Source organism: Neisseria sp. 23W00296 (assembly GCF_044772855.1).
Lineage (GTDB): Bacteria > Pseudomonadota > Gammaproteobacteria > Burkholderiales > Neisseriaceae > Neisseria.
In genome coordinates, this window is record NZ_CP173024.1 from 372,712 (window position 1) to 393,266 (window position 20,555).

The following is a 20,555-nucleotide window of genomic DNA, read 5'->3' on the forward strand; positions in this document are numbered from 1 at the left end:
GGGCGGTTCAGACGGCCTTTTTGTGCGTGTTTAAAACGTTGCCGCTTCGGCCAGTGGTTTGCCGGCAAGGTCTTTGGCTGACAGGTTCGGCTCGCCTTGCAGCGGCCATTCGATGCCGACGGCAGGGTCGTTCCAAATCAGCGAGTGTTCGGCCTGCGGGTTGTAATAGTCGGTGCATTTGTAAACAAACTCGGCTTCGTCGCTCAAAACGTAAAAGCCGTGGGCGAAACCTTCGGGCACCCAAAGCTGGCGTTTGTTGTCGGCGGAGAGGATTTCGCCCGCCCATTGCCCGAAAGTCGGCGAGCTGCGGCGCATATCGACGGCTACGTCGAACACTTCGCCCGACACCACGCGCACGAGTTTGCCCTGTGTGTTTTCGGTTTGGTAATGCAGGCCGCGCAATACGCCTTTGCCTGATTTGGAATGGTTTTCCTGTACGAATGTGCGTTCGCATACATTGGTCTTAAACCATTCGTCGCGGAAGGTTTCCATAAAAAAGCCGCGTGCGTCGCCGAAAACCTGCGGCTCTAAAAGTTTCACGTCGGGGAGGGCGGTGTCGATGATTTTCATGATGCGGTGTGTGTCGGTTTGAGGCCGTCTGAAGAGGCTGCGGTGTTTTAACTCCGTTGCAGCCCCGCTTTCAGACGGCCTGTTGCGTTACAGATAGCGGACGTTTTCGGCCGCGTCGATTTTCAGGTATCCCTGCTGTTGCAGGCCGGCAAGCAGCGCGGCGGCATCGGCGGCGTGCTGCTGTTGGAGCAGGGCGAGCAGGGCGGTTTTCTTTTTCGGACGGTTTTTTCTGATGAGCAGAACGATATGGGCGGGCACTGTGGAAGTGTCTGCGGCGGGCGCGGGATGTTGCGGTGGCGGCAACAGGACGGCCGTGGCGGCGGCACGCACTTGCACGGCGGCTTCGGCAATGATGTTGTTTTCAGTTTCCTGCACGAGGGCATTGCCTGCTTGGAGGCCGTCTGAAACGTTTTCAGACGGCCTGTTGCCTGCGGACAGGAAGCGGCGCGCTTTTTTGCCCAGTTTGCCGCCGCAGAAGATGCGTGCGTCGGGGTGGCGCTGTTGCAGTTTGCCGAGTTTCAGGCGCAGTTTGCGGCGGGGGCTGATAACGGCGATTTCGGCTTTCGGGTCGGTAGCAAGGATTTTCTCCGCTTCGGCCAGAATGGCGGCTCGGACGGCGGATTTGCGCAGCACCAGCAGGCGGAATCTGCCGCTGCCGCTTTGGTTTTTTTTGCCGTCTGCTTTTTTGCGGATGCGCAGCAGGCTGCGGAAGGGTGTGGCCGATTTTTTGTCGGCAAACAGGCGGACACGGTGTGTGCCGAAGGGAATGTATTTTTTGCCGGAATCGGTTTTGACGGTGTCGATCAGCAGGTGTGCCATATTGTTTTCTCCTTTGTTTTCGGGGCTGTAGACCATCAGACTTGCAGTATGAAACACTGCTTAGCAGGCCGAATGTCACACGCCGGGCGGAATCTGTGTTCAGTTTGCGGCGGCTGAGAAAGCGTCGATAACCGCCTGTAAGCGGTTGTGTTTCAGTTTCAGCGCGGCTTTGTTGACGACAAGACGGCTGGAAATGTCGCAGATGTGTTCGACGGCTTCAAGGCGGTTGGCTTTTAGGGTGTTGCCGGTGGAAACGAGATCGACGATGGCGTCGGACAGGCCGACCAGCGGGGCGAGTTCCATCGAACCGTAGAGTTTGATGATGTCCACATGCACGCCTTTGCCTGCGAAATGTTCCGCGGCGATGCGGGGATATTTGGTGGCGATGCGCAGGCGGCTGCCGGGCTGCGAGGCGGCGGCGTAGTCGAAACCCTGCGGCACGGCCACCATCATGCGGCATTTGGCAATCTGCAAGTCCAGCGGCTGGTAAAGTCCTTCGCCGCCGTGTTCGATGAGGACGTCGCGTCCCGCGATGCCGAAATCGGCCGCGCCGTAGCGCACATAGGTCGGCACGTCGGAGGCGCGGACGATAACCAGGCGGATGTCTGGATCGTTGGTGGCGATAACCAGTTTGCGCGATTTTTCGGGGTCTTCGGCGGGTGAGATGCCTGCTGCCGCCAGCAGCGGCAGGGTTTCTTCGAAGATGCGGCCTTTGGATAGCGCGATGGTGAGGCTGTTGTCCGGCATGGGGTTTTCCACGGTTGAGGCCGTCTGAAAAACGCGCGGCGGCGGTTTCAGACGGCCTGAAAAGCATTTAGGATTGGAGCAGGCGTTTGACGTCGGCGGCGATTTCGCCCGATGTTCTGCCGTAGTTTTCCATCAGTACGGTTTCGCCGTTTTTATCGAGAACGTAGGTGCCGGCGGTGTGGTCGATCAGGTAGATGTCGGCCGACTGTTCCTGCGATTTGGCCGATACCACGCGGTATTGCTGTTTGACGACGGGGATGCTTTGATCGCCGGTGGCGGTGAGGCCGATGAAGTCGGGGTTGAAGGTTTTGGCGAATTTGCCCACTACTTCGGGCGTGTCGCGGTCGGGGTCGACGCTGACGAATACCACGGCCACGTCTTTGGCCTGTTCGCCGAGTTGGCCGAGCACTTCGCTGTAGGTCAGCAGGCTGGTGGGGCAGACGTCGGGGCAGTTGGTGTAGCCGAAGGTGAGCAGCACGACTTTGCCTTTCAGGCTGCTGAGGGTAAAGGGTTTGCCGTTGCCGTCGGTCAGCGTGAAATCGCCGCCGATGTCGTCTTTTTGTACGTTGGTGCCGAAAAAACCGCCCTGTGCTTGAGATTTCGGTGCGGAAGCGGCGGGGACTTCCTGTGCCTGAGAAGCGGCGGGTGCGTTGTTTTGCGCGGTTTCCTGCGAGCAGGCGGCAAGCAGGAGGGTGCTCAGCAGAGCAAGGTAACGGTGTTTCATGGTCAGACCTTTCGCAAGTGGACAAAATCGCCGCAATCTTACCGTGTTTCAGGCGGCAGGGGAATGAAACTGCGGGAGAAAGTAAAGGAAAGTTGATTTGGGCAAAGTTTTTTGTTTGGGGAAAATCGTTTTTTTGTTCAATGCATTGGGCTGTATTTCCCGTAAAATCCATCCGTGCTGCTTTACAAGCGGTTTTTTTCCGCTATAATCGCACCTTTACTACCTGCCCGGGTGGTGAAATTGGTAGACACAGGAGACTCAAAATCTCCCGCCGAAAGGTGTGTCGGTTCGAGTCCGACCCCGGGCACCATCAGCCGCTTCGAGCGGTTATTTTTTTGTCCGGCGTTTAGGTCGCGTGGATAGCCTGCTTTTGCGGGTGCGGTAGAAGGTTTGGAAAAAGGCCGTCTGAAAAACTCTGTCGGGAGTTTTTCAGACGGCCTTTTTGTCATGCCGGCTTATTTGGCGGCAGAGGCGGCAGAAGCGGCTTCTGCTTTGGCGCCTGCGGCGGCGTTTTCACCCCAGGAGGCGGGGTATTTGTAGCCGGCGAAGCGCTGGTGTGCGTAGGTTTTGAATTCGTCGGAGTTGTAGGCGGATTCGATGTCTTTCACCCATTTGGCGTCTTTGTCGGCAGTGCGCACGGCAGACCAGTTGACGTAGGCGAAGCTGGGTTCTTGGAACAGGGCTTCGGTGAGTTTCATGCCGCTGCTCATGGCGTAGTTGCCGTTGACGATGGCGAAGTCGACGTCTTGGCGGCTGCGCGGCAGGTTGGCGGCTTCCATTTCGACAAACTCGATGTTTTTGCTGTTTTCGGCGATGTCGGCACGCGAGGCTTTGAGCGGGTCGATGCCGTCTTTGAGTTTGATCCAGCCCAATTTGTCCATCATCACCAGCGCACGGGCGAGGTTGGAGGGGTCGTTGGGGATGGCGACGGTGCTGCCGTCTTTCACTTCTTCGAGTTTGGCCAGTTTGCCCGGGTAGATGCCCAAGGGGGCGGTAGGCACTTGGAAGACTTCGGTCAGGTCGAGTTTGTGTTCGGCTTTGAAGGAGTCGAGATAGGGTTTGTGCTGGAAGATGTTGATGTCGATCTCGTTTTCGGCCAGGGCTTTATTGGGAGTGACGTAGTCGGGAAATTCGGTGAGGCTGACGGTGTAGCCTTGTTTTTCCAGCATGGGTTTGATTTGCTCTTTGACCATGTCGCCGAAATCGCCCGGAGTCGTGCCGAAGCGGAGTTCGCTTTTGGCGGCGGTTTCTGCGGCGGGGGCGCTGCCGGCCGTGCCGGAGGCGGCGTTATCGGCGGACTGGCTGCCGCAGGCGGCAAGGCCGAAGCCGAGGGCTGCGGCGAGAGTGAGTTTGACGAATGCGTTCATAAATAATCTCCTATGGGTGGGTGTGGGTACCGCGGTGTTGCGGCGTTTTTTTCAGACGGCCTTTTGCAGGACGCCGGAATGGTGCGGCCGTCTGAAAGCGGATTGGGTGCGTTCGCGGCCGGTTGCGGATTTTAAACGGTTTGCGTGCGGGCGCAAACGGGTTTCAGACGGCCTTCCCGGGTGCGCGGGCTAGCGTTTGTCCGCTTTGGCCGACAGGTAGTTGCCGAGGCTTTGGACGACGACGACGATGGCGCTGAGCAGGGCGACGACGGCGGCCATGACTTCGGGCATGTAGCGCTGGTGGCCGTAGCGGATGCCGAGGTCGCCGATGCCGCCGCCGCCGATGAGGCCGGCGGCGGCGCTTTCGCCGAGAATGGCGATCATCAGGATGGTGATGCTGAGGATGAGGCCGGCGCGGGCTTCGTTTATCAGCACTTTGAAGATGATGGTTGACGGTTTGGCGCCCATGGCCTGTGCGGCTTCGATCACGCCTTTGGGCACTTCGTTGAGGTTTTGTTCGACGAGGCGGGCGAAATAGAAGCTGGCGGCGATGGAGAGGGAGACGCAGGCGGCCAGGGGGCCGAAGGATGTGCCGACGACGGCGCGGGTGAGCGGCATGAGCACAATCATCAGGATGACGAAGGGGAAGGCGCGCATGAAGCTGACCAGCCAGCTGACGATACGGTTGAGCGGCGGGTTGGCGAATATCTGGCCGCGCGCGCTGGTGAAGAGCCAGATGCCGAGCGCGCCGCCGGCGATGACGGCGATGGTGGCGGAAACGCCGACCATGACGAGGGTCTGCTGGATGGCTTTTTGGAATTCGGGCAGCAGGGATTGCAGGTTTTCGAGGGCGTTGCTGTTCATAGTTCTTCCGTAATCAGTTCGCGGCCGATGTCGGTGCGGGCGAGGATTTGGCGGTCGCGCACGTCGGCCACTTCGAGGAGGCGGCCTTGGTGCAGCAGGGCGGTGCGGCGGCACAGGCGGCGGATGACGTTCATTTCGTGGGTGACGATGACGATGGTGACGTGGAAGCGGCGGTTGATGTCTTCGAGGCATTCGAGCACGCTGCGGGTGGTGGCGGGATCGAGTGCGGAGGTGGGCTCGTCGGCCAGAATCACTTTGGGGTTGGGGGCGAGGGCGCGGGCGATGCCGACGCGTTGTTTCTGCCCGCCGGAGAGCTGGGCGGGATAGTGGTGCGCGCGGTCGGACAGGCCGACGATTTCCAGGCATTCTTTGACGCGCACGGCGGTTTTTTCAGACGGCCATCCTGCGATTTCGAGGGGGAAGGCGACGTTGCCGGACACGGTGCGGTTGGACAGGAGGTTGAACTGCTGGAACACCATGCCGATGTTTTGCCGCGCGCGGCGCAGTTGGGCGGGTGTCATGGCGGTGAGGTATTCGCCGCCGACGAGGACGCGGCCGGAATCGGGGCGCTCCAAGAGGTTGATGAGGCGCAGCAGGGTGGATTTGCCTGCTCCCGAATAGCCCATCAGGCCGAAGATTTCGCCCTGTTCGATGTCGAGGCTGGTGGGTTCGACGGCGGTAAACCATTGTTTGTCGCGCGTTTGGTAGCGTTTGGAGACCCTGTCGAGAGTAATCATTGTGTCGTTTCCGGATAAAACAAAGCCCGATGTGGAACACAGCGGGCTTAAAAAATAACAGCTTAAATCGAAAAACTCTGTAACGCTTTAGCTGTTTTAACGCCCGCAAGCTGTGTCAAATCGGCGTATACATCAAGTTTCGTGATTAAAACGCAAGTTTGGGTAAATGTCAAACCTTCTCATCGGCTGTGTTGTGCGACAGGTACAGAAGGCCGTCTGAAAATCGGTTTCAGACGGCCTTCTGTCTTGTGCCGCTTTATTTCATGGCTTTGGCGAGGGCGTCGACGTTGTGGCGGATCATGCCGGTGTAGGTGTCGGCGGGCGGGGTTTTGCTCAGGGCGTCGGAATAGAGTTTGCCGCCGACTGTGCTGCCGGACTCTTTGGCGATGCGTTCGAGCATGCGGGAGTCTTTGATGTTTTCGGCGAACACGGCTTTGATGCCTTCCTGTTTGACCTGGCGGATGAGGGCGGCGACGTGTTTGGCGGAGGGTTCGGCTTCGGTATTGATGCCCTGCGGTGCGTAGAATTTGATGTTGTAGCGGCGTCCCATGTAGCCGAAGGCTTCGTGGCCGGTGAGGACTTTGCGGCGTGCGGCGGGGACGGCGTCGAATTTGGCTTTGGCGTAGGCGTCGAGCTGTTGCAGCTCTTTGCCGTAGTTTTGCAGGCGCTGGCTGTAATAGGCTTTGTTTTGCGGGTCGGCTTTGATGAGGGCGTCGGCGACATTGGCGGCGTATTTCTGCATCAGGGAGGGGTCGCTCCACACGTGCGGGTCGTAGGCGCCGTGATGGTGGTGGTGTTCGTGGCCGTGGTCGTGATCATGGCCGTGGTCGTGGTCGTGATCCGCTTCGATGGCTTTGATGCCGGCAGCGGCTTCGGCGTAGCGCACTTTGCTCTGCTGCACGGCGCGGGTCATTTCGCCCGATTCGAAACCGAGGCCGTTGAGCAGGACGAGTTTGGACGAGCGGATTTTTTTCAAATCGCCGCTGGTGAGGCGGTAGACGTGCGAGTCCTGATCCGCGCCGACGAGGTTGGTGACGGCGATTTTGTCGCCGCCGATTTGTTTGGCGACGTCGCCCAAGATGCTGAAGCTGCTGACGACATTGAGCGGCTCGGCATTGGCTGCGCCGGCAATCAGGAGGGCGAGGAGGGCGGGTTTCCAGTGTTTCATGCTTGTTCCTTTCGATGGGGGGGTTAGAAGGTTTTGTGGCGGCTGCGGCGCAGCTGTTTGGTGAGCACGCCGCCTTCGCTGCCGATGAGCACGGAGAGGGCGTACCAGCCGCCGCAGAAGAGGATGATGGCGGGGCCGGAGGGGATTTCGACATGGTAGGAAAACAGCAGTCCGGCCAGGCCGCACAGCAGGGCGAAGACAACGGACAGCAGCATCAGCATGCCCATATTGCGCGCCCACAGGCGGGCGGTAATCGCCGGAATCATCATCAGGCCGACGGCCATCAGCGTGCCGAGGGCTTGGAAACCGGCAACGAGGTTCATCACCACCAGCACGAGGAAAATCAGGTGCCACAGCGCGCCTTTGCCGTTTACCGCCTTTAAAAACAGCGGGTCTATGCTTTCGAGCAGCAGCGGGCGGTAGATAACGGCGAGGGTGAGGATGGTGGTGCTGGCGACGAGGGCGACGAGGGTGAGCGCGCTCAAATCGACGGCGAGTATCGAGCCGAACAGAAGGTGCAGCAGGTCGATATTGCTGCCGCCCATGCTCACCAGCAAAACACCGATGGCGAGGCTGGTGAGGTAGAAGGCGGCGAAGTTGGCGTCTTCCTTCAAATCGGTGAAACGGCTCACCAGCCCCGCCAGCAGCGCCATCACCATGCCGGCGACGAAACCGCCCGCGCTCATGGCGGGCAGGCTGAGGCCGCCGAGCATATAGCCGACGGCCGCGCCCGGCAGTACGGCGTGTCCCAGCGCGTCGCCGACCAGGCTCATGCGCCGCATGACGAGAAACACGCCCACCGGCGCGGCACTCAGGGCGAGAAACACCACCGAGGCGAGCGCGTGGCGCATAAAGTCGAATTCGGCAAACGGCTCGATCAGCCATTCGTAAAGGGGGATGGTCATATTCGGTTTTGTTTTTCAGACGGCCGTGCGGCTTGGAAAAACGTTTTCAGACGGCCTCCGATGCCGCCGCTTTGAGGGCATCTGAAAACGGATTTTCCATTACCAGAACGCTTTGCTGCCTTCAAAGATTTGCAGGGCGGCGGCGCAGGTTTGGGCGGCGCATTTTTTCATGGTTAAAACGGCGGTGTAATCGCCGTCTTTTTCGGCTTTCCAGCTGAAACCCGGGCTTTTGAGGATGTGCAGGTTGTTTTTCACGTGCAGGCCGTGTTTGGTTTCTTCGTCGTACAGGTCGAGATACACGTTTCTGTACAGATCGAGATGCAGATTGTCGCACTCGGGGCCGCAACGGCCGGTAATGTTGTAGGTTTTGCCTGCGGTGAAGTGCGTGCGCACGACGATTTCCTGCCCCTGGGCAAGTTTTTCCTCTGTGGCGGCGATTTCGCGCGATTCGGGGTCGTTGCGCTGCTGATATTGGCGGATCACATCGGTTGCGCGTGCCAGGGTGTGGGTTTTCGAATACCGGTCAAGCACGGCTTTTTCGTCGGCTTTTGCATCGGTTTGGGCGCGGTCTTTTGCCGCAGCCTGTCCGATACCGACGGACAGCAGGGCGGCGAGGAGGGTAAGGGCGGGTTTGATCGTCATATACGGTTTCCTTTTGGTTTGCTTGTCACAGGCGCGGCCGAGGCCGTCTGAAAACGGGTTTTAACTTCGTTGAAGCGGTGCTTTCAGACGGCCTTCACACTCAGGCGGCGCACCACTGCACGTAGTCGTAACGCTGCATGGCTTCGTTGGCCTGTTGCAGATAGCCCTCGGTCAGCACCTCTTCCGTTTTGCCCGCCGTGATTTTCTCCCGCGCAATCAGCAGCGTGTTGGGGAAATAGGCGCGCACCTGCTCGTAATCGTGCAAAACGGCAATCACCGCCTGATGTTCGGCGTTGCAGCGGCGCAAAACGTCGAGCAGGGCGTAGGTCGTTTTCGCGTCCACCGCGTTGAAGGGTTCGTCGAGCAGCAGGAATTTGGCGTTCTGCGCCAGCATCCGCGCAAACAGCACGCGCTGGAACTGGCCGTTGGACAGGTGGGCGATTTGGCGGTGGGCAAATTCGGCCATCTCCACCCGCGCCAGAGCCTGCATCACGCGCTCCTTCTGCGCGGCACTGACGCGGCCGAAAAAGCCGATTTCGTACCACAGCCCCATCGCCGCCAGCTCGAACACCGTCATCGGCTGGCTGCGGTCGATGTCGGCCTGCTGCGGCAGATAGGCGATGTCGCTGCGGCGCAGGCCGTGCCACGACACCTTGCCCGTGCTGCATTCGAGCAGGCGCATCACGGCTTTGAGCAGCGTCGATTTGCCCGCGCCGTTGGGGCCGAACACCGCCCACATCGAAGCGTTGTCGAAACGCATGTCCACATGGTGCACGGCCGGTTTGCGCTGGTAGCTGACGGTGAGGTTTTCCACTTCGATCATGACGATGCCGCCCAAAAATAAACGCCCCACACCACGGCCAGAGCCGCCGCCGCCAGAAGCAGCCGTTGGAGCAATCCGCTGAGTAATAGATTCATTGTCGTATGTTCCCGCGCGCGGCGGGCGGTGCAGACGGCCTGCCGCCTGCGGAGGGTTGTCGGAACGTGTTTTCAGACGGCCTTCACGAATATGGCGGCGTCGGAAAAGGCGTGATGATACGTTGTAACACTTTTTTTGTAAATCTCGATGCAAGGGCGGCTGCCGACATATCCGAAAGCCGTCTGAAAACCGGGGCGGCGTATAATCGCCGCTTTTTGACGCGAGGGAGCAGCCAATGACCGAACCGCTTTTAAACGACAAACTCAACCTCGAAACCGCCCGCATTGCCTGGGCAGACCTGCAAACCCATTTCGCACGCGGCGCGGCGGTGTATGTGTCGTCCGATGTTGATTTGATTGCCGCCGCGCGGCTGGTTGCCGACGACGACCGCGAAGCTGTCGCCCGCCTGATGGAGGAGGGCAGGTTCGGTTTGGTGACGGAAGAACAGGCGCGGCGGTTTTATGCCGACAAGCAGGAGATGTGGGCGGTGGTGGTCGCACCGTGGGTGCTGGTGCAGCCGGTGCGTGAGGCCGTCTGAAAAAACGCAGGCCGCAAACGAAAAAGGCCGTCTGAAAACCCGAATCGGTTTTTCAGACGGCCTTTTGGCGCGTCAGACGCGGAACTCAGATTTTGCACGCGCCGCCGGGGCAGGAATCGTCGTCGCTGTCGCTGTCGAATCCGCCTTCCACGGCCACGTCGTCAAAACCGGCCAATGCGTCGTCGAGGTTGTCCATTGCGCTGTCGAAATCGGTATCTTCCATTTTGCTGCTCCTGATTGTGTTGCGGGATAAGGGCGCGCATTCTACCGAAGCGGCGGCTTGGCGGCAAAAGGCCGTCTGAAAACCGGTTTTAACTTCGTTGAAGCGGTGCTTTCAGACGGCCTTTTTGCTGCATTCAGAAACGTCATTCCCGCGTTTATGCCCCGCAGGGGTATAGGCGGGAGCGGCCTCAAAGCTGTATCCGCATCAGCCGCACATCCAGATTTTCGCGTCCCCATTTGGTTTTATAAATCAGACGCAGGATAAAGGGATAATGCGGCGCGCAGAGGCTGCTGAGGTGGATTTCTTCAATCAGGCGGCTGCCGGGGGCGAGTTTCAGCACATCGTTTGCATCGCGCACGCCCCAGCGGAATTCGGGCGGCGTTTCATTCATTTTTTTCAGCGCATCGTGCTGCTGGGCGCGGCCGACCATTTTTTGAGCCAGCGCGTCCATCGCCACCTGCGTGCCGGGCAGTTTGCGCTGCACCATTTCAAAAAACGAGCGCACCTGCGCTTCGTCAAAATACATCAGCACGCCTTCGATAATCAGCAAAACGGGTTTGCCATGCGCGGCAACGGTGTCCGTCCACGCTTCGTCAAACATCGAAATGCCCAGATAGCGGTTGCTCGATTCGGGCAGCAGCATCCGCCGCACATCGATCACTTCGGGCAAATCCAAGTCGTACCACGCGGTAACGTTCGGTCTGCCCATGCGTTCGTAACGCGCGTCCAAGCCCGAGCCCAGCTGCACCACCACGGCATCGGGATGCTCGTCGATAAAACGCTGCGCCATTTCGTCGAGTATCCGCGCCCGCCCGCAGCAGCCGACTTGTGATGCTTTGACTTTGGCAAAGGGGGTGAAGTCGTAGTCGATCATGTCCAGCATCCGCGCGGCTTCTTTGTCGTGCAGGATGGCGTCCGGCCGCCCGTATTCGACGGCTTTTGCCCACAGGGGAATCAGCATGGTGGCGGACAACACGGTGATGTCTTTCGGGGAAATTTTCTCGCTCATTTGTATTCTCCAAAATCAGGCAAACGGGAACGGTTTGCGTTTTTTCACTATACGCCGCCGCTCCCCGTCTGCCAACTGCGGCGGGCGCGGGAGGCCGTTCCGCCTGCTCGGGAATGACGTTCCTGAACGCGGCGCGGTTGTCAACGGCGCGCGTGGCGTGTTTCAATCCGCCGATGCCGTCTGAAACCCCTTTTGAAAGGAAAACCATGTCCGAGTCTGCCGACCAACCTGTTATCGAAACCCGCCCCTTCCCGCCTTTTCTGCCGCCGCAAGCCACGGTGATGCTGATGGGCACTTTCCCGCCCGCAGGCGAAAAGCGGTCGATGGAATTTCATTATCCCAATTTCCAAAACGATATGTGGCGCGTATACGGGCTGGTGTTTTTCAATGACGCGGCGCACTTTCAGAAGCCGTCTGAAAAAGCGTTTGACGCCGACAAAATCAAAGCGTTTTTAACCGAACGCGGCATCGCCTCCTGCCCCACCGTCTACAAAGCCATCCGCGAACACGGCAACGCATCCGACAAATTCCTGAAAGTGGTCGAACCCGTTGATTTGCAGGACGTGTTAAGCCAAATGCCCGCCTGCCGCCACATTGCTACCACAGGCGGCAAAGCCACGGAAATCCTGCTCGGCATACAGGGCGGCGGCATCAAAATGCCCAAAACCGGCGACACCGTGCCCTTTCCCTACGCTGGCCGCGAACTCACCCTCACGCGCCTGCCCTCCACCTCGCGCGCCTATCCGTTGAGTTTGCAGAAAAAAGCCGCCGCCTACCGCGCCTTCTTTCAGACGGCCGGACTGGTTGGATAAACCGAACGGGGCGGCGCATAATGCCGCCTTTCTTCATAAAGGCCGTCTGAACCCCCGTCAAACAAAGGAAACCCGCCATGCAAAACTACCTCACGCCCAACTTCTCCTTCGCCCCCGTTATCCCCGAGCGCGGACTCGGCAGCCGCGTTTGGGACAACGAAGGGCGCGAATACATCGACCTCGCAGGCGGCATCGCCGTCAACGCCCTCGGCCACTGCCATCCCGCCCTTATCGCCGCCCTCAACGAACAGGCGCAAAAACTCTGGCACATCTCCAACATCTACACCACCGAGCCCGCGCAAAACCTCGCCCGCCGCCTTGTCGAGAACACCTTTGCCGACAAAGTATTCTTCTGCAACTCCGGCGCAGAAGCCAACGAAGCCGCCCTCAAGCTCGCCCGCAAACACGCCCGCGACACCTTCGGCGCGCACAAACACAAAATCATCGCCTGCACCAACGCCTTCCACGGCCGCACCCTCTTCACCGTCTCCGTCGGCGGCCAGCCCAAATACAGCCGCGACTTCGCCCCCCTGCCCGAAGGCATCGTCCACATCCCCTTCAACGACCCCGCCGCCCTCGCCGCCGCCGTTGGCGAAGACACCTGCGCCGTCATCATCGAACCCGTGCAGGGCGAAAGCGGCGTCCTCCCCGCCACCCCCGAATTCCTGCGCACCGCCCGCGAACTGTGCGACCGCCACCAAGCCGCCCTCATCTTCGACGAAGTGCAAACCGGCATGGGGCGCACCGGCAAACTCTTCGCCTATGAGCACACAGGCGTTACCCCCGACATCCTCACCAGCGCCAAAGCCCTCGGCAGCGGCTTCCCCCTCGCCGCCATGCTCACCACCGACCGCCTCGCCCCCGCCTTCGCCCCCGGCAGCCACGGCAGCACCTTCGGCGGCAACCCCCTGGCCTGCGCCGTCGGCTGCGCCGCCTTCGACCTCATCAACCGCGAAGACACCCGCGCCAACACCGTCCGCCAAGGCGCAGCGCTCACCGCCGCCCTCGAAACGCTCGGCCGCGACACCGGCATCTTCCAAAGCGTGCGCGGTCAAGGACTGCTCATCGGCTGCGTCCTCGCCGAGCCCTACGCGGGCAAAGCCGCCGAACTCACCGCCGCCGCCCTGCGCCACGGCCTGATGATCCTCGTCGCCGGCGCCAACGTCCTCCGCCTCGCCCCCTCCCTGCTGCTCACCGACGAAGACCGCGAAGCCGCCGTCCCCCGCCTCGCAGCGGCGGTGAAAGAATGGCTGCAAACGCAGTAAAACCCCGTTTCAGACGGCCTCCGATGCCGCTTGCGGCGCACGCGGTCTGAGGCCGTCTGAAACCCAATCCGACCAAGCCGCGCAGGTCGGGCATTTATGCCCGACCTGCCGAACTGCGGCAACTTCTGCGAAGCAGCAGAGAATGCGGCTCGGTAAACCGCCACGCCACCCCGCCCATCCCCCGCGCAAGCGTAGGTCAGGGTAGGGAGCAGCTTGCAGTTGCCTGCAAGGCAGCGCAGGTATGCCGCACCGCGATGCCCTCGTTTTCAGACGGCCTGTCACATCCAACCGCACACCGCGTCCAAACAACCAAACCGTAGCCTTCCCCTTACAACCCGCTATACAATCCGCCCCTTTTTCAGACGGCCTACCATGAAACGCACACCGAAAATCATCTTCTTCGACATCGACGACACCCTGTGGATCAAAGACGAACAGCGCATCCCCGACAGCACCCACCTTGCCTTAGGCCGTCTGAAAGAGTGCGGCATCGCCGCCGCCATCGCCACCGGCCGGCCGCCCTGCCTGATTCCCGACCCCATCCGCGCCCTGATGGCCGATGCCGCCATCGACATCCTCGTCGCCATCAACGGCCAATACGTCGAACGCGGCGGGCAAGTGCTGGCCGAATTCCCCCTCAGCCGCAGTGAACTGGACACCGCCACCGCCCACCTGCGCCGCCTCGGCATCGCCTATGCCTACGAATCCGCCCGAAAAATCAGCGTCCCCGCCGACAGCCGCGAAATGCAGGCCGCCCTCGGCTCGCTCGCCATCCCCTACCAAACCGGCGAAACCGACCCCGCTATTCCCGTCCACCAAATCCTCGGCTTTTACGACGAAAGCCGCGCCGAAGCCGTCGAATCGGGTCTGCCCGACAGCCTGCGTACCACCCGCTGGCACACCTTCGGCGTCGACATCCTGCCGCGCCGCGGCTCGAAAGAGCGCGGCATCCGCACCGCCCTCGACAGCCTCGGCCTCGCCACAGACGACGCCATGGCCTTCGGCGACGGCCTCAACGACATGGAAATGATACAAAGCGTCGGCTGCGGCGTCGCCGTCGGCAACGCCCACCCCGAACTCAAAGCCGCCGCCGCACACGTCTGCCCGCCGATACGCGAAGACGGCATCCTGCGCGGCCTCACCGAACTGGGCGTGCTCGGCTGACCGAGTCGGCCCGACGCAGACAAAAAAGGCCGTCTGAAACCCTTTCAGACGGCCTTTGCACATTTGCCGCACGCGCGGTGCAACGGTAACATACGCCGCCTTATCCACCCTTTCAGACGGCCTGCCATGCAGCACATCACCGAACTCATCCGCAGCGAAACACCCGCCGCCGTGCGGGAAACCCTCGAATTCATGCTCTACGAATGCAGCCTCGACCAAGCGCCCGATGCGGCCGACGTCGGACAATGGCGCGGCATCCTGACACAGCGCGGCGGCAAATTCCTACCGCTGGCGCAAATATGCAGCGACTGGCTGGCCGAGGAAGGCGCATGAACCTGCCGCGCAACCGATACACCCTCTTTGCTGCCCTATGGTTCGCCGCCCTGTGGTTCGCACTGCTGCGCGAAAGCGGCAGCCACACGCCGCCGCCCTTTCCCCACTTCGACAAAACCGCCCATTTCGCCGCCTTTTTCGCCCAATTCCAGCTGGCCGCACGCGCATGGAACGAAGAGCGCCGCCGCCCGCCGATACTGCACCTGGCCGCCGCCGCCCTCGTGCTCGCCGCCGCCACCGAAGCGGCACAGGCGCTGTTCACCCGCACCCGCAGCGCCGACCCGCTCGACGCCCTGGCCGACCTGGCCGGTACCGCCGCCGCGCTGTGGCTGGCAGACAAAGTATGGCGCAGCCGCAACGGACAATAGAATGCAAAGGCCGTTCCCGCCTTCGCGGGAATGACGTTTCTGAAACTGAACCGGATAACGGAATTCCCTCTCCCGCCCCGCGGGGGAGGGCTAGGGGCTGTTGACATTCAGCTTGCGAAGCGGATTTTTACCAAAAACACTGCCGCAAGGCTGATTGTCAACAGCCCCTAGGGTGGGGCTTGCACCGCTGCGGCAACTTTTGCAGGGCATCGGCGCGAATGCAGTTCTGCGGACTGCCACCCCCTCCCCGACCCTCCCCCGCGCGGGCGCAGGAGAGGGAGTCAAATACGCGGCGGGATTGGCGGTTTCAGACGGCCTTTCAGATTTGAAAACCACGTTTTCACTCCGTTTAAATTTCGCTTTCAGACGGCCTTTCAGGTTTCAGGCCGATTTGAGGCCGTCTGAAACCTTTCGGGCAACCGCTTCCCCTCTCCCGCCCTGCGGGGGAGGGTTAGGGTGGGTGGTGCCGCTACGGCAAAACTTTTGCAGGGCATCGGTGCGAATAAAAAAGGCCGTCTGAAACCCAAATCGAGTTTTCAGACGGCCTTTTGTTACGGCAGCGGCTCAGGATTCGAGTATGGCGAGCTCGAAGCGGTTGCCGAAGATTTCGACGAAGCCTGTCATGACGCGTTCGGGGTCGGTGACGGCGGGGTCGTAGGTGATGCGGGCGTTTTGGCCTTCCAGATCGGCTTCGGCGGTGGTGACGCCGTCAACGGACGAGAAGGCGCGGTTGACTTTGGCAACGCAGTTGGGGCAGTGCATGCCGCGGACGGCGGCGAGCATGGTTTTGGTCATGGCGGGGTTTCCTTGTGTGAAAGTCCTTTCGGACAAAAAGCTTGCGGGGGTGGCCGTCGGGTGGTTCAGACGGCCTATACTTCCAAATCGTCGCTCAGGTAGACGCGGCTGCCGTTGTCGTGCGGCATCAGCAGGTTCATCAGGAGTGCGGCGCAGCCGCCCATGCAGATGGGGTTTTGGAACAGTTCTTTGAGCGGGAGCAGGGCGAAGACTTCGGGTTTGAAGCTCACGCCCAGGCCGAGGCCGATGGAGGTGGCGGCGATAACCATTTCGCGGCGGTTGATGCCGCGGCTCATCAGGATGCGCACGCCGGCCACGGTAATCAGGCCGAACATCAGCACCATGGCGCCGCCGATAACGGGGCTGGGGATGGTGGTGAAGGCGCGGCCGACGACGGGAAACAGCCCAAGCAGTACCAAAATCGCGGCGATGTAGCGGCCGACGTGGCGCGAGGCGACGCCCGTCATTTGAATCACGCCGTTGTTTTGCGCGAAGGTGGTCAGCGGCAGCGAGCCCAGCGCGGTGGCAATGACCGACACCAGCCCGTCGGCCAGCACGCCGCCGCGCAGGCGGCTGCGGAAGGCTTCGCCTTCGTAGTCTTCGCCCGACACCATGGCCGTGGCGGTCAGGTCGCCCACTGCTTCAAAGATGCTCAGAAGGTAAACCAGCGCGGCCACCAGAAACGGCGCCGGTTGGAAGTCGAAGCCGTATTTGAAGGGGACGGGCAGGGTGACGGCGGGCAGCTTGTCCAGCACGGAAAAATCGACCATGCCCAAATACAGCGCCACCGCGTAGCCCGCAATCATGCCCACGGCGATGCCGCTCATGCGCAGCAGCGGGTTTTTCAGGCAGTTGAACACCAGCACCACGGCCAGCACGAAGGAGGCGAGGCCGATGTTTTGCAGCGAGCCGAAGGTGCCGTTGCCCTGTGCCGCGAAGCCGCCGCCGAACTCGGTAATCGCCACACTGATAAGGCTCAGGCCGATCATCATCACCACCACGCCGCTGACGGTGGGCGTAATCACTTTTTTCAGATAGGGCAGCAGCCAGGCCGAACCGGCCACGATAAACGCCCCTGCAAAAGCAATGCCCATCAGCGCCGACATCATCGCGTTTTCGTCCATGCCCTGCGCCTTCATGCCGCTGCCCAGCGCAATCATCACGCCGACGAAGGAAAAGTTGACCGACTGGATGGACAAGAGCCCCGAGCCGACCGGCCCGAAGCGGCTCACCTGCAAAAACGTGCCGATGCCCGAGGCCACCATCGCCATCGACACCAGATAGGACGTCATTTCCGGCGGCAGATTGAGCGCGCTGCCGACAATCAGCGCGGGCGTAATCATCGGCACAAAAATGGCGAGCAGGTGGGTAACGGCGCTCAAAAGCGCATTGGCAAACGGCGGCCTGTCTTCGAGGCGGTAGACCAGATCGGCGGGCTGCTGCGGGGCGGGGGCGGACATATCGTGCTTTCGTGTGTGCGGGAAAAACCGCAGCGGCAGAAGGCGGCTGCGGGGAAAGGGCGGCATTATAAAGCGGAGGCGCGCCGCCCGAAAGCGGCAGAAAGGCCGTCTGAAAAATCAAAAACGGGTTTTGGCTTTGTTGAAGCTCCGCTTTCAGACGGCCTCAAAGTATCGGGGCGCGGGGTGAGTGCCGCAGGTGTGCGGGGCTGCTGTGCAGATTGTCGGGATATGAAAAAACCGCGTGCGTTGCTGCGCAACACACCCTACTGGTGGCGGAAAAGCCGTCTGAAAGCCCTTGCGGGTTTCAGACGGCCTGTTGTTGCCGTGTCAGCGGGATTTTTTGTCTGCCGTTTTCTTTTTGCGGGCGGCGGTTTTGCCGCTGCCGCGCGGTTTGCGGGTTTTGCCTTTTTCCTTTTTATCGGATGCATCGTCCGCCGTCGTTTTGCTTGGCGCGGCAGGGGCGCTGTCGGCGTGGCCGGAGACGAGGGTGATTTTGCCGTTGACGGTGGCGAGCACGCGGGCTTGGGTTGGCCGTGCGGCGGGTGTTGGGCTATTGGAAGATGCTTGGCGGCTGTTTTCAGACGGCCTCTCCTGCTGCGCTGCCGTTTGCGGGGCGGCGGCTTCGCTGTTTTTTCCGCCGCGCTTGCGTTTGCGGCTTTGGGTTGCGGTGTTTTGTGCGCTTTCAGACGGCCTCTCCTGCTGCGCTGCCGTTTGTGGGACGGCTTCAGCTTTGTTTCCGCCACGTTTGCGCTTGCGGCTTTTGGCGGGGGCGTCTGGCTGCTGTTTTGACCTCGTTGAGGCTTCGCTTTCAGACGGCCTTCGGGCGGGCGTTTCGGCGGTGTTTTGCTGTTTGGCGCCGCGTTGGCGCTTTCCTTCGCCGCCGCTGATGAGGGCGAGATCGATTTTGCTGGTGTCGAGGTCGGCGCGGGTGACGCGGACGGTGACGTGGCTGCCCATTTCAAAGCGGATGCCGCTGCGTTCGCCTTCGATACGCATGACTTCGGGGCGGTAGTGGAAATAGTCTTCGCCCAGGTCGCTGATGTGCACCATGCCTTCGATGTGGATGTCGTCGAGGGTGACGAAGAGGCCGAAGTTGGCCATGCCGGTGATGCGGCCGTCGAAGGTTTCGCCGACTTTGTCGCGCATGTAGTAGGTTTTGAGCCAGTTTTCGACGTCGCGGGAGGCGTCGTCGGCGCGGCGCTCGCAGGCGGAGGTGTGCACGCCCGCTTCGTTCCATGATTCGGGGGCGTAGGTACCGCCTTCGAGCACGGCTTTGATGGCACGGTGCACCATCAGGTCGGGGTAGCGGCGGATGGGGGAGGTGAAGTGGGCGTAGTGCTCGTAGGCGAGACCGAAATGGCCTTGGTTTTCGGCTTCGTATACGGCCTGCTGCATGGAGCGCAGGAGCATGGTTTGGATGAGTTCGCGGTCGGCCCGGCCGCTGATTTTTTCGGCAAGTTCGGCGTAGTGTTTGGGGGGGGGGTTGTCGCCGCCGCCGAGACTGAGGCCGAGCAGGGCGAGTTGTTCGCGCAGGGCGGCGAGTTTTTCGGGGGTGGGGCCGAGGTGGTTGCGGAAGAGGCCGCGGTGTTTGTTTTTGATGAGGAAGTCGGCGGCGCAGACGTTGGCGGCCAGCATGCATTCTTCGATGAGTTTGTGGGCGTCGTTGCGCACGACGGGGACGATGCGCTCGATTTTGCCGTGGTCGTCGAACAGCATTTGCGTTTCGACGGTTTCAAATTCCATCGCGCCGCGCTGCGCACGTTTTTTGTGCAGGATTTGGAAGAGTTTGTAGAGGGTTTCGATTTGGCTTTTGTGCGGGTAGTCGCCGCCCGCTTCGAGATGTTGCCAGACTTGGTCGTAGGTAAGGCGGGCGTGCGAGCGCATGAGGGCGGGGTAGAAGCGGTATTCTTTGATGTTGCCGGCGTAGGTGACGGTCATGTCGCACACCATGCACAGGCGTTCGACGCCGGGGTTGAGGGAGCAGATGCCGTTGGAGAGGTTTTCCGGCAGCATGGGGATGACGCGGCGGGGAAAGTAGACGCTGGTGGCGCGTTCGTAGGCGTCGCGGTCGATGGGTTCGCCCGGGCGGACGTAGTGGCTGACGTCGGCGATGGCGACGACCAGACGGTAGTTGCGGCCTTGTTTTTCGGCGTAAACGGCGTCGTCGAAATCGCGGGCGGTGGCGCCGTCGATGGTGATCAGCGGCAGTTTGCGCAGGTCTTCGCGGCCTTTGCGCTCGGCGGGACGCACTTTGTCGGGGATTTTGGCGGCGGCTTGGGTGCAGGCGGCGGAAAATTCGTGCGGCAGACGGTGTTTGCGTACGGCGATTTCGATTTCCATGCCGCTGTCGGCGTAGTCGCCCAGCACTTCGGTGAGGCGGGCGACGGCGGGCTGGTGGTTGTGCGGGTAGCTTTCGATGCGGGCGGCGACGACTTGTCCCTGCTGCGGTTGGAGGGCGGCGACGGAATCGGGTTCGAGCAGGATGGCGCGGTTGAGACGCTTGTCTTCGGGCTCCATGATGGCGACACCGTGGTCGAGGTAGAAGCGGCCGACGACGTCGGTTTGCGCGCGTTCGATGATGTCGAGCACTTCGCCTTCGCGGCGGCCGCGGCGGTCGGTGCCGGCGGGGCGGACGGTGACGATGTCGCCGTGCATCAGGTTGCGCATCTGCCGTTCGTATAAAACGAAATCGGCCTGTTTGGGCAGCTTGTCGACGGGTACGGCAAAACCGAAGCCGTCTTTGTGCGCTTCGATACGGCATTTGACCAGCTCCAGTTTCTGCCCGGCGCACACCGCGCCGCGGCGGTTGATGAGAATCTGCCCGTCGCGCGCCATCGCCTTCAGACGGCGTTCGAAAAATTCGTATTCCGCTTCGCTGATGGAGAGTTTTTCCGCCAGCGCGGGCATGGACAGCGGCACGCCCTCGTTTTCCAATATTTCGATAATCCATTCGCGGCTGGGCAGGGGGAAGTCGTAGCGCTGCTGCTCGCGTGCCAAAAACGGGTCTTTTTCCCGAAGGCTTAAAGGTTTAGCTTTTTTCTTCATTTTTCTGATTGACATTCCTTAATGGGGATATATAATGCACCCTTTCGGTCGGGCGTTACTTTAACGCAAGACGGATATTAA

General features: G+C 60.9%; 22 protein-coding genes and 1 tRNA gene. 7 read left to right on the top strand and 16 right to left on the bottom strand.

Annotated features, from left to right (window positions below):
* Nucleotides 1-30 precede the first annotated feature (30 nt).
* The 4 genes from rfbC to ACG2K1_RS01985 form a co-directional block, all read right to left on the bottom strand.
* Nucleotides 31-570, bottom strand: a complete 540-nt coding sequence (gene rfbC, locus ACG2K1_RS01970) for a dTDP-4-dehydrorhamnose 3,5-epimerase (protein ID WP_395428342.1) — start codon at nucleotides 568-570, stop codon at nucleotides 31-33.
* 87 nt (nucleotides 571-657) lie between these two features.
* Nucleotides 658-1,389 (bottom strand): hypothetical protein, encoded by a 732-nt coding sequence (locus ACG2K1_RS01975; protein WP_157058155.1) that lies wholly within the window; start codon nucleotides 1,387-1,389, stop codon nucleotides 658-660.
* Between the two features lie 99 nt (nucleotides 1,390-1,488).
* Nucleotides 1,489-2,136: an ATP phosphoribosyltransferase gene (hisG, locus tag ACG2K1_RS01980; protein ID WP_009427293.1), complete on the bottom strand. Its 648-nt coding sequence runs from the start codon at nucleotides 2,134-2,136 to the stop codon at nucleotides 1,489-1,491.
* Between the two features lie 67 nt (nucleotides 2,137-2,203).
* On the bottom strand, nucleotides 2,204-2,860 hold the full coding sequence (locus ACG2K1_RS01985; protein ID WP_009427294.1) for an SCO family protein: 657 nt from the start codon (nucleotides 2,858-2,860) through the stop codon (nucleotides 2,204-2,206).
* Nucleotides 2,861-3,085: 225 nt separating this feature from the next.
* Here ACG2K1_RS01985 and ACG2K1_RS01990 point away from each other — a divergent pair.
* Nucleotides 3,086-3,170 (top strand) — tRNA-Leu (locus tag ACG2K1_RS01990).
* Between the two features lie 145 nt (nucleotides 3,171-3,315).
* On the opposite strand, the gene ACG2K1_RS01995 is transcribed toward ACG2K1_RS01990, so the two are convergent.
* The 7 genes from ACG2K1_RS01995 to ACG2K1_RS02025 all read right to left on the bottom strand — a co-directional run bounded on the left by ACG2K1_RS01995 (nucleotide 3,316) and on the right by ACG2K1_RS02025 (nucleotide 9,366).
* On the bottom strand, nucleotides 3,316-4,227 hold the full coding sequence (locus ACG2K1_RS01995) for a MetQ/NlpA family ABC transporter substrate-binding protein (protein WP_395428339.1): 912 nt from the start codon (nucleotides 4,225-4,227) through the stop codon (nucleotides 3,316-3,318).
* Nucleotides 4,228-4,416: 189 nt separating this feature from the next.
* Entirely contained in the window at nucleotides 4,417-5,091 is a 675-nt protein-coding gene (locus tag ACG2K1_RS02000; protein ID WP_395428337.1) for a methionine ABC transporter permease, read from the bottom strand.
* Entirely contained in the window at nucleotides 5,088-5,828 is a 741-nt protein-coding gene (locus ACG2K1_RS02005) for a methionine ABC transporter ATP-binding protein (protein ID WP_395428335.1), read from the bottom strand. Before ACG2K1_RS02005 ends, ACG2K1_RS02000 begins: the two co-directional genes overlap by 4 nt.
* 256 nt (nucleotides 5,829-6,084) lie before the next feature.
* Complete coding sequence (locus tag ACG2K1_RS02010; RefSeq protein WP_395428332.1) at nucleotides 6,085-6,996, bottom strand: metal ABC transporter solute-binding protein, Zn/Mn family; 912 nt, start codon at nucleotides 6,994-6,996, stop codon at nucleotides 6,085-6,087.
* Between the two features lie 23 nt (nucleotides 6,997-7,019).
* Entirely contained in the window at nucleotides 7,020-7,901 is an 882-nt protein-coding gene (locus ACG2K1_RS02015) for a metal ABC transporter permease (RefSeq protein ID WP_395428330.1), read from the bottom strand.
* 99 nt (nucleotides 7,902-8,000) lie between these two features.
* Nucleotides 8,001-8,543, bottom strand: coding sequence for a hypothetical protein (locus ACG2K1_RS02020; RefSeq protein WP_009751884.1), 543 nt, complete (start codon nucleotides 8,541-8,543; stop codon nucleotides 8,001-8,003).
* A gap of 100 nt (nucleotides 8,544-8,643) precedes the next feature.
* Nucleotides 8,644-9,366 (bottom strand): metal ABC transporter ATP-binding protein, encoded by a 723-nt coding sequence (locus ACG2K1_RS02025; protein ID WP_395428381.1) that lies wholly within the window; start codon nucleotides 9,364-9,366, stop codon nucleotides 8,644-8,646.
* Between the two features lie 331 nt (nucleotides 9,367-9,697).
* Here ACG2K1_RS02025 and ACG2K1_RS02030 point away from each other — a divergent pair, with 331 nt between their 5' ends.
* A complete protein-coding gene (locus tag ACG2K1_RS02030) occupies nucleotides 9,698-10,000 on the top strand; it encodes a DUF2288 domain-containing protein (RefSeq protein ID WP_009751887.1) in 303 nt (100 codons plus the stop codon).
* Nucleotides 10,001-10,085: 85 nt separating this feature from the next.
* Here ACG2K1_RS02030 and ACG2K1_RS02035 read toward each other — a convergent pair whose 3' ends face one another.
* Together ACG2K1_RS02035 and ACG2K1_RS02040 are read right to left on the bottom strand one after the other, a co-directional pair.
* Nucleotides 10,086-10,223 (bottom strand): hypothetical protein, encoded by a 138-nt coding sequence (locus ACG2K1_RS02035; protein ID WP_395428327.1) that lies wholly within the window; start codon nucleotides 10,221-10,223, stop codon nucleotides 10,086-10,088.
* Nucleotides 10,224-10,410: 187 nt separating this feature from the next.
* Nucleotides 10,411-11,232 carry a class I SAM-dependent methyltransferase gene (locus tag ACG2K1_RS02040; protein ID WP_094030809.1) on the bottom strand — a complete coding sequence of 274 codons (822 nt, stop codon included), beginning with the start codon at nucleotides 11,230-11,232 and terminating at the stop codon, nucleotides 10,411-10,413.
* 206 nt (nucleotides 11,233-11,438) lie between these two features.
* On the opposite strand from ACG2K1_RS02040, the gene ACG2K1_RS02045 reads away from it, so the two are divergent.
* From ACG2K1_RS02045 to ACG2K1_RS02065, 5 genes are all read left to right on the top strand, one after another.
* Nucleotides 11,439-12,044, top strand: coding sequence for a DNA glycosylase (locus tag ACG2K1_RS02045; RefSeq protein WP_395428325.1), 606 nt, complete (start codon nucleotides 11,439-11,441; stop codon nucleotides 12,042-12,044).
* A 77-nt stretch (nucleotides 12,045-12,121) separates the two neighbouring features.
* A complete protein-coding gene (locus ACG2K1_RS02050; protein WP_395428323.1) occupies nucleotides 12,122-13,309 on the top strand; it encodes an acetylornithine/succinyldiaminopimelate transaminase in 1,188 nt (395 codons plus the stop codon).
* Between the two features lie 372 nt (nucleotides 13,310-13,681).
* Nucleotides 13,682-14,473 carry a Cof-type HAD-IIB family hydrolase gene (locus ACG2K1_RS02055; protein ID WP_009751894.1) on the top strand — a complete coding sequence of 264 codons (792 nt, stop codon included), beginning with the start codon at nucleotides 13,682-13,684 and terminating at the stop codon, nucleotides 14,471-14,473.
* A gap of 126 nt (nucleotides 14,474-14,599) precedes the next feature.
* Nucleotides 14,600-14,806, top strand: a complete 207-nt coding sequence (locus ACG2K1_RS02060) for a hypothetical protein (RefSeq protein WP_009751895.1) — start codon at nucleotides 14,600-14,602, stop codon at nucleotides 14,804-14,806.
* A complete protein-coding gene (locus tag ACG2K1_RS02065; protein WP_009751896.1) occupies nucleotides 14,803-15,174 on the top strand; it encodes a VanZ family protein in 372 nt (123 codons plus the stop codon). Before ACG2K1_RS02060 ends, ACG2K1_RS02065 begins: the two co-directional genes overlap by 4 nt.
* 564 nt (nucleotides 15,175-15,738) lie before the next feature.
* Here ACG2K1_RS02065 and ACG2K1_RS02070 read toward each other — a convergent pair.
* From ACG2K1_RS02070 to rnr, 3 genes are all read right to left on the bottom strand, one after another.
* Nucleotides 15,739-15,969: a heavy-metal-associated domain-containing protein gene (locus ACG2K1_RS02070; protein WP_009427404.1), complete on the bottom strand. Its 231-nt coding sequence runs from the start codon at nucleotides 15,967-15,969 to the stop codon at nucleotides 15,739-15,741.
* A gap of 74 nt (nucleotides 15,970-16,043) precedes the next feature.
* A complete protein-coding gene (locus ACG2K1_RS02075) occupies nucleotides 16,044-17,429 on the bottom strand; it encodes a nucleobase:cation symporter-2 family protein (RefSeq protein WP_395428320.1) in 1,386 nt (461 codons plus the stop codon).
* A gap of 327 nt (nucleotides 17,430-17,756) precedes the next feature.
* Nucleotides 17,757-20,489, bottom strand: a complete 2,733-nt coding sequence (gene rnr, locus ACG2K1_RS02080; RefSeq protein WP_395428318.1) for a ribonuclease R — start codon at nucleotides 20,487-20,489, stop codon at nucleotides 17,757-17,759.
* Nucleotides 20,490-20,555: the final 66 nt, after the last annotated feature.

Excerpts from the sequence above, each read along its gene's own strand:
- ACG2K1_RS01995 (WP_395428339.1), bottom strand. The coding sequence starts at position 4,227 with ATGAACGCATTCGTCAAACTCACTCTCGCCGCAGCCCTCGGCTTCGGC.
- ACG2K1_RS02035 (WP_395428327.1), bottom strand. The coding sequence starts at position 10,223 with ATGGAAGATACCGATTTCGACAGCGCAATGGACAACCTCGACGACGCA.
- ACG2K1_RS02025 (WP_395428381.1), bottom strand. The coding sequence starts at position 9,366 with ATGATCGAAGTGGAAAACCTCACCGTCAGCTACCAGCGCAAACCGGCC.
- ACG2K1_RS02015 (WP_395428330.1), bottom strand. The coding sequence starts at position 7,901 with ATGACCATCCCCCTTTACGAATGGCTGATCGAGCCGTTTGCCGAATTC.
- ACG2K1_RS01985 (WP_009427294.1), bottom strand. The coding sequence starts at position 2,860 with ATGAAACACCGTTACCTTGCTCTGCTGAGCACCCTCCTGCTTGCCGCC.
- ACG2K1_RS02075 (WP_395428320.1), bottom strand. The coding sequence starts at position 17,429 with ATGTCCGCCCCCGCCCCGCAGCAGCCCGCCGATCTGGTCTACCGCCTC.
- ACG2K1_RS02045 (WP_395428325.1), top strand. The coding sequence starts at position 11,439 with ATGTCCGAGTCTGCCGACCAACCTGTTATCGAAACCCGCCCCTTCCCG.
- ACG2K1_RS02020 (WP_009751884.1), bottom strand. The coding sequence starts at position 8,543 with ATGACGATCAAACCCGCCCTTACCCTCCTCGCCGCCCTGCTGTCCGTC.
- ACG2K1_RS02060 (WP_009751895.1), top strand. The coding sequence starts at position 14,600 with ATGCAGCACATCACCGAACTCATCCGCAGCGAAACACCCGCCGCCGTG.
- rfbC (WP_395428342.1), bottom strand. The coding sequence starts at position 570 with ATGAAAATCATCGACACCGCCCTCCCCGACGTGAAACTTTTAGAGCCG.
- ACG2K1_RS02040 (WP_094030809.1), bottom strand. The coding sequence starts at position 11,232 with ATGAGCGAGAAAATTTCCCCGAAAGACATCACCGTGTTGTCCGCCACC.
- ACG2K1_RS02000 (WP_395428337.1), bottom strand. The coding sequence starts at position 5,091 with ATGAACAGCAACGCCCTCGAAAACCTGCAATCCCTGCTGCCCGAATTC.
- ACG2K1_RS02010 (WP_395428332.1), bottom strand. The coding sequence starts at position 6,996 with ATGAAACACTGGAAACCCGCCCTCCTCGCCCTCCTGATTGCCGGCGCA.
- hisG (WP_009427293.1), bottom strand. The coding sequence starts at position 2,136 with ATGCCGGACAACAGCCTCACCATCGCGCTATCCAAAGGCCGCATCTTC.
- ACG2K1_RS01975 (WP_157058155.1), bottom strand. The coding sequence starts at position 1,389 with ATGGCACACCTGCTGATCGACACCGTCAAAACCGATTCCGGCAAAAAA.
- ACG2K1_RS02030 (WP_009751887.1), top strand. The coding sequence starts at position 9,698 with ATGACCGAACCGCTTTTAAACGACAAACTCAACCTCGAAACCGCCCGC.
- ACG2K1_RS02005 (WP_395428335.1), bottom strand. The coding sequence starts at position 5,828 with ATGATTACTCTCGACAGGGTCTCCAAACGCTACCAAACGCGCGACAAA.
- ACG2K1_RS02055 (WP_009751894.1), top strand. The coding sequence starts at position 13,682 with ATGAAACGCACACCGAAAATCATCTTCTTCGACATCGACGACACCCTG.
- ACG2K1_RS02070 (WP_009427404.1), bottom strand. The coding sequence starts at position 15,969 with ATGACCAAAACCATGCTCGCCGCCGTCCGCGGCATGCACTGCCCCAAC.
- ACG2K1_RS02065 (WP_009751896.1), top strand. The coding sequence starts at position 14,803 with ATGAACCTGCCGCGCAACCGATACACCCTCTTTGCTGCCCTATGGTTC.
- rnr (WP_395428318.1), bottom strand. The coding sequence starts at position 20,489 with ATGTCAATCAGAAAAATGAAGAAAAAAGCTAAACCTTTAAGCCTTCGG.
- ACG2K1_RS02050 (WP_395428323.1), top strand. The coding sequence starts at position 12,122 with ATGCAAAACTACCTCACGCCCAACTTCTCCTTCGCCCCCGTTATCCCC.